General features: G+C 69.9%; 8 protein-coding genes. 6 read left to right on the forward strand and 2 right to left on the reverse strand.

Annotation, left to right across the window (positions count from 1 at the left end; all coding sequences use genetic code 11):
* Positions 1–366: 366 nt before the first annotated feature.
* Positions 367–1,845 (forward strand): cellulose binding domain-containing protein, encoded by a 1,479-nt coding sequence (locus G3I54_RS05405; protein WP_164611662.1) that lies wholly within the window; start codon positions 367–369, stop codon positions 1,843–1,845.
* Positions 1,846–1,973: 128 nt separating this feature from the next.
* Here G3I54_RS05405 and G3I54_RS05410 read toward each other — a convergent pair whose 3' ends face one another.
* Positions 1,974–3,665, reverse strand: a complete 1,692-nt coding sequence (locus G3I54_RS05410; RefSeq protein WP_164611664.1) for a bifunctional aspartate transaminase/aspartate 4-decarboxylase — start codon at positions 3,663–3,665, stop codon at positions 1,974–1,976.
* Positions 3,666–3,712: 47 nt separating this feature from the next.
* Positions 3,713–5,389 carry an aspartate-alanine antiporter gene (gene aspT, locus G3I54_RS05415; protein ID WP_164611666.1) on the reverse strand — a complete coding sequence of 559 codons (1,677 nt, stop codon included), beginning with the start codon at positions 5,387–5,389 and terminating at the stop codon, positions 3,713–3,715.
* Between the two features lie 296 nt (positions 5,390–5,685).
* On the opposite strand from aspT, the gene G3I54_RS05420 reads away from it, so the two are divergent.
* The 5 genes from G3I54_RS05420 (at position 5,686) to G3I54_RS05440 (ending at position 11,799) form a co-directional block, all read left to right on the forward strand.
* The gene (locus tag G3I54_RS05420) at positions 5,686–7,008 is read left to right on the forward strand and encodes an ABC transporter substrate-binding protein (protein WP_164611668.1); all 1,323 of its coding nucleotides are present in this window, start codon (positions 5,686–5,688) and stop codon (positions 7,006–7,008) included.
* A gap of 101 nt (positions 7,009–7,109) precedes the next feature.
* A complete protein-coding gene (locus G3I54_RS05425; protein WP_164611670.1) occupies positions 7,110–8,108 on the forward strand; it encodes a sugar ABC transporter permease in 999 nt (332 codons plus the stop codon).
* Between the two features lie 14 nt (positions 8,109–8,122).
* Positions 8,123–9,043, forward strand: coding sequence for a carbohydrate ABC transporter permease (locus G3I54_RS05430; RefSeq protein WP_164611672.1), 921 nt, complete (start codon positions 8,123–8,125; stop codon positions 9,041–9,043).
* A gap of 78 nt (positions 9,044–9,121) precedes the next feature.
* Positions 9,122–10,591: a GH1 family beta-glucosidase gene (locus G3I54_RS05435; protein ID WP_164611674.1), complete on the forward strand. Its 1,470-nt coding sequence runs from the start codon at positions 9,122–9,124 to the stop codon at positions 10,589–10,591.
* Between the two features lie 170 nt (positions 10,592–10,761).
* Positions 10,762–11,799, forward strand: a complete 1,038-nt coding sequence (locus G3I54_RS05440) for a LacI family DNA-binding transcriptional regulator (RefSeq protein WP_164611676.1) — start codon at positions 10,762–10,764, stop codon at positions 11,797–11,799.
* Positions 11,800–11,899: the final 100 nt, after the last annotated feature.

The raw sequence follows: 11,899 nt of genomic DNA on the forward strand, positions 1-11,899 counted from the left end.
GGGTCGGCCGCCGGGTCGGCCGCCGACTCGGCCGCCGCCGGGGCGGCGAGACCCGCACCACCACCGGCCCCCAGCACTGACCGGCCGGCGGTCGCGGCTCGGACCCGCCACCGGCCTCCAGTGCTGACCCGCCACCGGTTCGCGGCACCGGCCCACCACCGGCCTCCAGTGCTGACCCGCCACCGGTTCGCGGCGCACCGACCCGCCACCGGCCTCAGCATTAACCCGCGCCCATGCGTTCCTTAAGCGCGCCCTAAGAACATCAACTCACGCCCGTAACGCCCTCTTTGCCCGTTCTGCTGCCGCTAGCGTGCTCCGCATCCCCCAGAAAGATCCGCAGGACACAGAGGCAGGCAGGGCACGTTGATGGCTTCCCGTACGCACCGTCGCACGACGACCACCCGCACCAAGGCGATCGGCGCGATCGTGGCCGCCGCCGTAGTCGGCGGCACGGTCTTCGCGCTGACCGGCACGGCGCAGGCCGCCGCGATCGGCGCGGCCTACACCCGTACCAGCGACTGGAACGGCGGCTACACCGGCCAGTACGTCGTCACCAACGAGACCGACAAGCCCCTCACCGACTGGACGCTGGAGTTCGACCTCCCGGCGGGCACGAGCATCGGATCGCTCTGGAACGGCGAGCACACGGTGAAGGACGGCCGCGTCACCGTGAAGCCCGCGAGCTGGGACAAGGAACTCGCCCCCGGCAAGTCCGTCACGGTCGGCTTCGTCACCTCCGCCGCCGGCACCGCGGGCGACCCGGCCGGCTGCCTGATCAACAACGCCGCCTGCTCCGTCGACGGCGGCGCGACCCCCACCCCCAGCGGCCGCCCCACGGACACCCCGACCACGGCCCCCACGCCGACGGCCACCCCTTCTGCGAGCACCCCGGCCACCCAGCCCCCCACGCCGACCCCCACCGCCACCGATCGCCCCGGTGGCGGTGGGGAAACCGGCGCCCGGTTCGCCCCGTACGTCGACACGTCCCTCAATCCCGCGTACGACCTCCTGGACACGGCGACGAAGACCGGTGTGAAGGAGTTCCACCTCGCCTTCATCACCTCCGGCGGCAGCTGCGCCCCGCTCTGGGGCGGTGTCACTGGCCTCGGCGACGACCAAGTCGCCTCCCAGATCGGTGCGTTGCGCGGCAAGGGCGGTGACGTCCGGGTCTCCTTCGGCGGCGCGGCCGGTGCCGAACTGGCCCTCAACTGCTCCTCCGCCGACGACCTCGCCGCCGCGTACGGCAAGGTCGTCGACGCCTACGACCTGACCAAGGTCGACTTCGACATCGAGGGCGCCGCCCTGCCCGACACGGCCGCCAACACCCGCCGCTCCCAGGCCATCGCCCAGCTCCAGAAGAAGTATCCGGACCTCGACGTCGCCTTCACGCTGCCCGTGATGCCCGAGGGCCTGACCCAGCCGGGCGTGGACCTGCTGGCCGACGCGAAGAAGAACGGCGTCCGCGTCGACGGGGTCAACATCATGGCGATGGACTACGGCCCTGCCTACAGCGACGACATGGGCGCGTACGCGATCCAGGCGGCGACCGCCACCCAGGCCCAGATCAAGGGCGTCCTCGGTCTCTCGGAGGCCGCCGCGTGGCAGGCCGTCGCGGTCACCCCGATGATCGGCGTCAACGACGTCGTCACCGAGATCTTCACCGTCGAGGACGCGGGCCAGCTGGTGGAGTTCGCCGAGCAGAAGGGCATCGGCCGCCTCGCGATGTGGTCCGGCACCCGGGACAAGGCCTGCCCCGGCGGCCCCAAGCCGGAGGCCGACGCCACCTGCAGCTCGATCGACCAGGAGCCGCTGGCCTTCACGAAGGCCTTCGCGGCCTACAAGTAGCCCGCACGCCCCCCGGAATCCACCGCGCCCCCCACGCGCGCCCCGGCCGGACCCCACCCCCACCTCCGGCCGGGGCGCGTCCCCACGCCCGGCACCCACGCCCGGCACCCACGCCCGAAGAGATGGCCTCAGACGCCGGACGGGCTGGAATCCCCGGCCCGCCACTCCTCCGCGTACTCGTCGAAGATCGCCCGCAGATGATGGCCGATCTTCAGATAGTCCAGGTCGTCCAGGTTGGCCAGCGACACCCGCACCGACCACTCCGGGCCGTCGAAGCCACCGCCGTTGAGCAGCACCACCGAGGTCTGCTCGGCCAGCCGGAACAGCGGGTCGACCGGCTCGTAGTTCTTCTCCAGGAAGTCGGCGAACGGCTTTCCGTGCACCCGCTCCGCCTCGGCCAGCAGATCCAGCTCGATGTAGTACGCGGCCCGCTTCGGGTCCTCCGACACCTTCATGTGCACGCCCTCCAGCAGGAGTTCGAGCCGCTGTTGGACGATCGCCCGGATCCGGTGCTTGTAGGCCTGGCCCTCGTCGAGCATGTCGAAGAGCGAGAACAGCGCCATCATCGTCTGCTGCGGCAGTGAGAGTCCCGCCGTGTGGTTCAGCGCCACCTGCCGCGAGTCCGCCACCATCCGGTCGATGAACCGCATCTTCTCCGGCTCCAACGAGAGTGTCCCGTAACGCCTGTTGAGCCGATCCTTCTGGTCCGCCCCCTGCTCCTTCAGCATCGCGTCGATCACGTTGTCGTCGTGCAGCGCGATCACCCCGAGCCGCCAGCCGGTCGCCCCGTAGTGCTTGGAGTAGGAGTAGACCAGGAGCGTGTTGCGCGGCACGTCGGCGGCGAGCGAGCGGAAGCCCTCCACGAACGTTCCGTACACATCGTCCGTCACGATGATCAGGTTCGGGTTCCGCTCGCCGACGATGGACACGATCTGCTCGGAGACCCGCGAGGAGAGCGCCAGCGAGGGCGGGTTGCTCGGGTTCACGCAGCAGACCAGCTTCACCGACGGGTCCGCCAGCTTGGCGATCTCCTCCTCCGGGTAGCGCCACTGCCGCACCCCGGTCTCCGTGAACAGGCTCGCCTCCACGTGCACCACGTCGAAGTCGTACGTGTCCAGCTCCGGGATCTCCAGGTACGGGGTGAACACCGGCACCATCAGGGCGATCCGGTCGCCCTTCTCCAGGATGCCGTTCTTCAGCAGCGAGTCGAAGACATAGCACATCGCCGCCGTGCCGCCCTCGGTCGCGAACAGGCTCAGCGTCTGCCCCTCCGGCGGCCGGTGGTCGAACATCTCATCCGCGAGGTAGCCGCGCACGATCTCCTCGGTGTGGCGCAGGATCCGGTCCGGCACCGGGTAGTTGTCGCCGATCGAGGAGTCCGCCAGCTCGTGCACGAAGGCGTCCCGGTCGAAGCCGAACCGCTTCACCGCCAGGTCCACGCTCGCCTTCAGCAGTTCGATGCCCGGCAGCTCCGGATGCGTACGGACGAAGCGCTCGAAGCGCTCCGCGCACCCCGACTCCTCCGGCATGCCGCCCAGGTTGTCGGCCGTCCACACCCGCCGGGACTCCGACAGCGCGAAGTAGCCGAGCGCGTGGTACGCCTCGCGGGGCCCGGTGGCGACCCAGTTCGGGTTGCCGCGGCCCGCGTTGAGCATGGCGCGGGTCGTCTTCCCCTTCTGGCCCGGCCGGTCGCTCTGCGCGTCCGTCGCGATCTGGATGAACTTGTCCTTCAGCTCGAAGGGCGAGAGCCGGGCGAACGACCGGATCTCCTCACGGCTGAGGCCGGCCCTGTGCGTCCTGGCTTCTGTGGTGGTGTCCATGGTGGTGTCCGTTCCGTACGGGTCGGTGGTCGCGAAGGGCGAGCACGTCAGGCCCCCAGCACGCCGACGAGGATGGGCCCGGTCAGCGGCAGCAGGAAGTTGGAGAGCGTGTACGTGATCGTGTAGCCGAGGAGCGGTACGGAGCTCTGGGCCACCTGGGTGATGGAGGTGATCGCCGGGGTCGAGCACTGCTGACCGGCGATGGCGCCGATCAGCAGCGGCTTCTCGATCTTCAGCAGCTTGCGCCCGACGATCAGCGAGACGGTCGCGGGGACCAGCACCATGGCGATGCCCGCGAACGGCAGCAGCGCCCCGTACTCCTTCAGCAGCGGCCAGGCCTGCGGTCCGGCGGCCAGGCCGGTGCAGGCGATGAAGACGGCCAGGCCCATGTCCTTGAGCGTGCTCGCGGCCTGCGGCGGGAACGCCCCGAAGGTCTGGCTGCGGGAGCGGAACCAGCCGAAGAGCAGGCCGGAGATCAGACAGCCGCCGCCGGTGCCGAGCGACATCGGGATGTCCCCGAACTTGACGACGATCTGGCCGAGCAGGGAGCCCGCCACGATGCCGAAGCCGAGGTAGATGAAGTCGGTCGCGTCGTTCTTCACGACCGCGCCGAGCTTCGAGACGATCCGGTTCAGCCCGCCCCGGGCGCCGACCAGGGTGAGCACGTCGCCCCGGGCGAGGACCGTCTCGCCGCTGGCGGGCAGATGCTGGTCGTTGCGCAGGACGTCGGTGACGTAGACGCCGTCCTTGCGGAACTCCGGATGGCGCTTGACCAGCCGGTCGATGCTCGCGCCGATCGTCTCCTTCTCGGTGACGGCGACCTGGCCGGTGGCCAGCGGGGTGTCGAGCCCCGGCACGGCGGGCGTCTCCGGGCCGATCTCCCGGCCGGCCTCGATGATGGCCGACCGCAGCCCGACCACCTGGATCAGGTCGCTGAGCGTCAGCTCCAGACCGGGCGAGGGGGTCAGCAGCTTGCTGCCGCGTTTGACGCCCTCGATGGTGATCCGGCCGCCCAGGGCGCTTTCCAGATCACCGACGGTCCGCCCGTCCGCCAGCGTCACCAGATAGGTGCGGCCGACCATGCCGGGCAGCGCCTCGTGCTCGTCGGACTCCAGCCCGCCCTGCCCGCCGCGCATCTTCTCCCACAGCTCGCGCGAGGCGTCCGCCAGGTTGATGCGCAGCAGCATCGGCATGATCTGGCTGGTGAAGAGCACGATGGTGATCAGGCCGAACAGATAGCAGACCGTGTACGCAGTGGCCACGTGCCCCTGGTACTGGCTGATCTGTTCGGAGGTCAGATCGTCGAGCTTGCCGATGGCCTCGGTCGCCGTTCCCACGACGGCGGATTCGGTCGCCGCTCCCGCGAGGATTCCGGCGGCCGTGCCCACGTCCAGGTCGAAGGCCTTGGCGAGCCCGTAGGCGATGCCGAGGACGCAGACCAGTTCGATCAGGCAGAGCGTGAAGAAGCGCAGGCTCTTGCGGTTGAGGTTGGCGAAGAACTGCGGACCGGCCATGTAGCCGAGCGAGAAGATGAACAGCGCGAAGAAGACCGTCTTGACGTCGTCGTCGACGCTGATGTGCCGGGTGCCCAGCAGCAGCGAGACGATCAGGGTGCCGCAGATGCCTCCGAGCGTGATCGGGCCGACGCGGAGTTTGCCGACGAGGTAGCCGGCCGCGAGGCAAAAGAAGAGTGCCAGTTCGGGATGGTCACGCAGGACGCCCATCCCGCCTCACTCACCAGGGCTGGTGTCGGCGACGACCGGGATGATCAAAAGGTGCATAAGGGAGAAATTAACAGGGGTGGGGTGCTCGGGCGTCACATTCGGTCCGGCCCGCCCCCGTTCACCTTCCGGCGGGAGGGCGGCCCAACGGCCCCTCCGTGACGCACCGGACATCCCTCGGCAACGGAATCGTCTTCAACTCTTGACACCCACCCCCTTGAGGCAGGAACCTTCCGGCAACGATGCATGGGAGCGCTCCCATGCGCCATTGCCGGATCCCCGGAACAAGGAGCAGTGGAATGCGCATCACCCGCAGCGTTGCCGGTCGACGCCACAGAACCGCCCTCGTGGCCACCACGGGCCTCACGGTCACGGCCCTCCTCCTCACCGGATGCGGCGGCTCGTCCGACTCGGACAAGGGAGCCGACGCGGACGGGAACATCACCCTGACCGTCGCCGACTTCGGGCAGTTCGGGTACAAGGAGGCCGGGCTCTTCGAGAAGTACCACGAGCTCAACCCGAAGATCACGGTCAAGGAGGACACCACCGCCGAGGAGAAGAACTACTACCCCAAGCTCCTCCAGCAGCTGAACTCCGGCGGCGGCCTCGCCGACGTCCAGGGCATCGAGGTCGGCCGCATCAAGGAGATCGTCGACACCAAGGCGGACTCCTTCGCCGACCTCTCCAAGTCGATCGGCGTGGACGAGTGGGTGTCGTGGAAGGCGAAGCAGGCCACCGCCCCCGGCGGCGCGGTCATCGGCGCGGGCACCGACATCGGCCCCATGTCCCTCTGTTACAACCGTGAGCTGTTCGAGAAGGCCGGACTGCCCACCGACCGCGCCGAGGTCGCGAAGCTGACCGAGGGCGGCTGGGAGGACTTCCTCGCGCTCGGCGAGCAGTACAAGAAGAAGGCCCCCGCCGGCACGTACTTCATGGACTCCGCGAGCGCCATGTTCAACGCCGTCGTCAGCTCCAGCCCCGAGCAGTACTACGACGCGAGCGGCAAGCCGATCTACGAGAAGAGCGCCAGCGTCCAGAAGGGCTGGGACCTCGCCGCCGAGGCCGCGTCCAAGAAGCTGACGCAGGGACTCGCCCAGTTCGAGGACCAGTGGCAGGCGGCCCTGCGCAAGAGCACCGTCGCCACCGTCGTCTGCCCCGCCTGGATGGCCGGCCAGATCTCCACGTACGCCGGTGACGCCAACAAGGGCAAGTGGGACATCACCAGCGCCCCCGGCAACACCTCCGCCAACTGGGGCGGCTCCTTCCTCGCCGTGCCCAAGTCCGGGAAGAACGTCGCCGAGGCGTCCAAGCTCGTCGCGTGGCTGACCGCCCCCGAGCAGCAGGCCGCCGTCTTCAAGGCGATCGGCGTCTTCCCGTCCAACCAGGGCGCCTACGAGCTGCCCGACGTGAAGAACGCGACCCTGCCGTACTTCAACAACGCCCCCATCGGCCAGATCTACGCCGACGGCGCGAAGTCCATCCCCGAGGCGGTCCTCGGCCCGAAGGACGGCGTGATCAAGGACTCCATCTCCACCCAGATCAACAACATGGAGCAGCGCGGCACCAGCCCCGACAAGGCCTGGGACGCGGCCGTGCGGACGATCGACAAGGCCATCGGCTGACCTCGATTCGCCCATCCGGGGCGGGCGGCAGCTGACCCGCCCGCCCGCCCCGGCCCGCCCGCCCGACTCCCCAGCCGCACCCAGGGAAGGACGCCCCGCCCGTGGCAACCTCGACCCCCACCCGGGACGCGTACGCGAAGACGCCCCGTGAACCGAAGAAGGAACCGCCCAGCGAACGGCGGCAGTTGTGGCGCAGCCGACTGTGGCGGTTCGACGACAAGGCCTCCCCGTACGCGTACATCGCGCCGTTCTTCCTCGTCTTCGGCGCCTTCGGGCTCTACCCGCTCCTCTACACCGGCTGGATCGCCCTGCACCGGGTGGAGATGACCGGCCTGGACTCGATGGAGTGGGTGGGCTGGGAGAACTTCGACAAGATCCTGCACGACCCCGAGTTCTGGACCTCGGTCAGCAACACCTTCCTGATCGGCGTCATCTCCACCGTCCCGCAGCTCCTGGTGGCCCTCGGCCTCGCCCATCTCCTCAACTACCGGCTGCGCGCCAGCACGTTCTGGCGCACGATCATCCTCACCCCGTACGCGACGTCGGTCGCCTCGGCCGCCCTCGTCTTCGCCCTGGTCTTCCGGGCCGACGGCGGACTGCTCAACTGGACGCTCGGCCTCGTCGGCTTCGATCCGGTCAACTGGGCCAACGGGCACTGGACGTCGAAGCTCGCCATCTCGATCATCGTGATCTGGCGCTGGACCGGCTACAACGCGCTGATCTACCTGGCGGCGATGCAGGCCGTCCCCAACGACCTTTACGAGGCGGCCTCGTTGGACGGCGCGTCGCGCTGGCAGCAGTTCCGCAAGGTCACCATTCCCTCGCTGCGGCCGACGATCCTGTTCACCATCGTCATCTCCACCATCGGCTCCATGCAGCTGTTCGGCGAACCTCTGCTGCTGGAGGGCGGCGCGCTGGGCGCCACCGGCGGCAACGAGAACCAGTACGAGACGCTCAGCATCTACCTCTACAACTACGGCTGGAACCTGGGACACCTCGGACCGGCCGCCGCCGTCGCCTGGGCGATGCTCGCCCTCCTGCTGATCATCGCCGCGGCCAACTGGTTCATCGGCCGATTCGTCCGCAAGTCCGCGGTCTGACCGGGAGCGCTTCCATGACCATGACCAGCCCCACGCACCCCGCCCCCGTAAAGCTCGTGTCGGCCCCGAAGAACCGTGACCCGCAGCGCCCGAGCCGCTTCCGGATGGGCGCCGGCCAGCAGCTGAAGGGCGGCCCGTTCGCGTACATCGCGCTCACCGTCGTCGGCTTCGGCTCGCTCCTGCCGCTCTACTGGACCCTGGTCGCGGCCTCCCGCACCCAGGACGAAGTCCTCGCCTCCACACCGCCGTTCCTCCCGGGCGGAAAGCTGATCGAGAACATCCAGACCGCCTGGGAGCAGGCCAACCTCGGCAAGGCGATCCTCAACAGCGTCATCGTCTCGTCCTCGATCACCCTCGCGACGCTCTTCTTCTGCACGCTCGCCGGCTACGCCTTCGCCAAGATGCGCTTCCGGGGCCGGGGTTGGCTGATGACCGCGGTCATCGCCACCCTCACCATCCCGCCGCAGCTCAGCGTCGTCCCGCTCTTCATGATGATGTCCGGCCTCGGCTGGGGCGGGCAGCTCGAATCGGTGATCTTCCCGACGCTGGTCAGCGCGTTCGGCGTGTTCTTCATGCGCCAGTACCTGATCGAGGCGCTGCCGTACGAGCTGATCGAGGCCGCCAAGATCGACGGCGCGAACAACTTCCGCATCGTGGTGAGCGTGGTGCTGCCGGTGGCGCGCCCCGCGATGATGGTGCTCGGGATGCTGACCTTCGTCCAGGCGTGGAACGACTTCTTCTGGCCCTACCTCGCCCTCAACCAGCAGAACCCGACCCTGCAGGTGGCCCTCGGCCAGCTCAGCGCCTCGTACACCCCCGACCAGTCCATCGTGATGGCGGGCGCGCTGATCAGCACGCTGCCGCTGCTGGTGGTGTTCGTGGTCTTCGGCAAGAAGATCGTCGGCGGGATCATGTCCGGCGCCGTCAAAGGCTGACCCACCGTCAAGGGCCGACCCGCCCCCTGCTTCCCCCCTCCTTATCTTCACCCCTCACCTCTCAGGGAGCGCTCCCGCATGACAGCCGTCCGACCTGACACGGTCCCGCAGCAGGCGCCCGCCGCCACGGCCCCCTTCCCGACCGGCTTCCTCTGGGGCGCGGCCACCGCCGCGTACCAGGTGGAGGGCGCGGCCACCGAGCGGGGCCGCACCCCGTCCATCTGGGACACCTTCAGCCACACACCCGGCAAGGTCCGGAACGGCGACACCGGGGACGTGGCCGCCGACCACTTCCACCACTACCGCGACGACGTCGCCCTGATGAAGCGCCTCGGCCTCCAGGCGTACCGCTTCTCCGTCTCCTGGTCCCGCGTCCAGCCCACCGGCCGGGGCCCCGCCGTGGAGCGCGGCCTCGACTTCTACCGCTCGCTCGTCGACGAACTGCTGGCGGCCGGCATCAAGCCCGTGGCCACGCTCTACCACTGGGACCTGCCGCAGGAGTTGGAGGACGCGGGCGGCTGGCCCGAGCGTGCGACGGCCGAACGGTTCGCGGACTACGCGGCCATCATGGCCCGCGCGCTGGGCGACCGGGTCTCGATGTGGACCACGCTCAACGAGCCCTGGTGCTCGGCCTTCCTCGGTTACGGCTCCGGGGTCCACGCCCCCGGCCGTACCGAACCGGCCGCCGCGCTGCGGGCCGCCCACCACCTCAACCTCGCCCACGGCCGGGCGGCCGAGGCGCTGCGCGCGAACCTCCCCGCCGCCGCGCAGACCTCGGTCACCCTCAACCTCCACCAGGTGCGCCCGCTGACCGACAGCGAGGCGGACGCGGACGCGGCGCGCCGGATCGACGCGGTCGGCAACCGGATCTTCACCGGTCCGATGCTGAAGGGCGCATACCCGGAAGACCTCCTGGCCGACACCGAACGCATCGTGAACTGGCCCGAGTTGATCCAGGAAGGCGACCTGGCAGCCATCGCGCACCCGATCGACGTGCTCGGCGTCAACTACTACACGCCCACCATCGTGTCCACGCCCGCCGACGGCGCCGGCGACACCCGCAACGACGGCCACGGCAGCAGCGAGCACTCCCCGTGGCCCGGCTCGGAGCACGTCGCCTTCCACCTCGCCGAGGGCCGCCCGGTCACCGCGATGAACTGGTCGGTCAAGCCGGAGGGCCTGTACGACCTCCTCATGGACGTCTCGCGCGAACACCCGGACCTGCCGCTGATGGTCACCGAGAACGGCGCGGCCTTCGACGACGCCCCGGACGCGGACGGCCGGGTCCACGACCCCGAGCGGATCGCCTATCTGCACGGGCACCTGGAGGCTGTGCGCCGGGCGGCGGCCGACGGGGCGGATGTGCGGGGCTACTTCCTCTGGTCCCTGATGGACAACTTCGAGTGGGGCTACGGCTATGCGAAGCGGTTCGGCGCGGTGTACATCGACTACGCGACCCAGCGCCGTACGCCGAAGTCCAGCGCCCACTGGTACGGCGACGTGATCGCCCGCCACGCACTGCCCCCGGCGGCCGCCCCGGACGCCTGACCTCGTGGCCAAGCTTGTGGGCCGGTCGCTTCCGACCGGCCCACAGCTCATTCCCCGCCCTGCTTGGGAGCGCTCCCAATACACTGTCCGTACGCTCGTCGAGGTGATCGATCCAGGACTTGGATTGACGTTACGGCTGTGAGAAATTGACCGGGAACGGGGAGGCGGCCATGGCGGCAGCGCGAGTACGGAGCGGCGGGCGGCCCACGCTCGAAGAGGTGGCGGCACGGGCCGGGGTCGGCCGGGGCACCGCCTCGCGGGTCATCAACGGCTCGCCCCGGGTCAGCGACGCGACCCGGGAGGCGGTCGAGGCGGCCGTGGCCGAGCTGGGGTACGTCCCCAACCGCGCGGCCCGCGCCCTGGCGGGCAACCGCACCGACGCCATCGCGCTGGTGGTGCCCGAGCCGGAGACCCGCTTCTTCGCCGAGCCGTACTTCTCCGCGATAGTGCGCGGCGTCGGCGCGGCCCTGGCCGACACCGAGATGCAGCTGCTCCTCACCCTCGTCGGCAACGACCGCGAGCGCCGCCGCCTCGCCCAGTACCTCACCGCCCACCGGGTCGACGGGGTCCTCCTCGTCGCGGTGCACGCCGACGACCCGCTGCCGGAGCTCCTGGAGCAGCTGGGCATGCCCTGTGTGATCAGCGGCGCCCGGCACGCGGCCGAGACGCTGCCCTCGGTCGACTCCGACAACTTCGAGGGCGCGCGGGCCGCCGTCGAGCACCTGGTCTCCCGGGGCCGCCGCCAGGTCGCCACGATCACCGGCCGCCTGGAGGTCTACGGCGCCCAGCGCCGCCTGGACGGCTACCGCGCGGCCCTCTCCGCCGCCGGCCTGGCCCCCGACGAACGCCTCATCGCCCCCGCCGACTTCACCGAGGAGGGCGGCGCGCGGGCGATGCGCGACCTCCTGGCCCGCCGCCCCGGTCTGGACGCGGTCTTCGTGGCCTCCGACGTGATGGCCGCCGGCGCCCGCCAGGTCCTGCGCGAGGCGGACCGCCGCATCCCCGAGGACGTGGCCCTGATCGGCTTCGACGACTCGGTGGTCGCCCGCCATATGCACCCGCCCCTCACCAGCGTCCGCCAGCCCATCGAGGAGATGGGCCGCCGGATGGCCCAGCTCCTCCTGGACGAGATCGCGGGCCGCACCCCGGGCGACGAGCGCCCCTCGGTGGTGCTGCCCACGGAACTGGTGGTCCGCGACTCGTCGTGACCGTCCTGCGCGACCGTCTTTACGGTGGCTTGACCTCGGGATTTCACAAGTTCTTCACGCTCCCCGGCTCCGGCGGCTACTGTTCGCGGAGTACGGCGAA

The sequence above is a fragment of the Streptomyces sp. SID14515 genome, from assembly GCF_010548505.1.
GTDB lineage: Bacteria > Actinomycetota > Actinomycetes > Streptomycetales > Streptomycetaceae > Streptomyces > Streptomyces caviscabies.

Coding starts and splice junctions, on each gene's coding strand:
- G3I54_RS05405 (WP_164611662.1), top strand. CDS start 367: ATGGCTTCCCGTACGCACCGTCGCACGACGACCACCCGCACCAAGGCG.
- G3I54_RS05410 (WP_164611664.1), bottom strand. CDS start 3,665: ATGGACACCACCACAGAAGCCAGGACGCACAGGGCCGGCCTCAGCCGT.
- aspT (WP_164611666.1), bottom strand. CDS start 5,389: ATGGGCGTCCTGCGTGACCATCCCGAACTGGCACTCTTCTTTTGCCTC.
- G3I54_RS05420 (WP_164611668.1), top strand. CDS start 5,686: ATGCGCATCACCCGCAGCGTTGCCGGTCGACGCCACAGAACCGCCCTC.
- G3I54_RS05430 (WP_164611672.1), top strand. CDS start 8,123: ATGACCATGACCAGCCCCACGCACCCCGCCCCCGTAAAGCTCGTGTCG.
- G3I54_RS05435 (WP_164611674.1), top strand. CDS start 9,122: ATGACAGCCGTCCGACCTGACACGGTCCCGCAGCAGGCGCCCGCCGCC.
- G3I54_RS05440 (WP_164611676.1), top strand. CDS start 10,762: ATGGCGGCAGCGCGAGTACGGAGCGGCGGGCGGCCCACGCTCGAAGAG.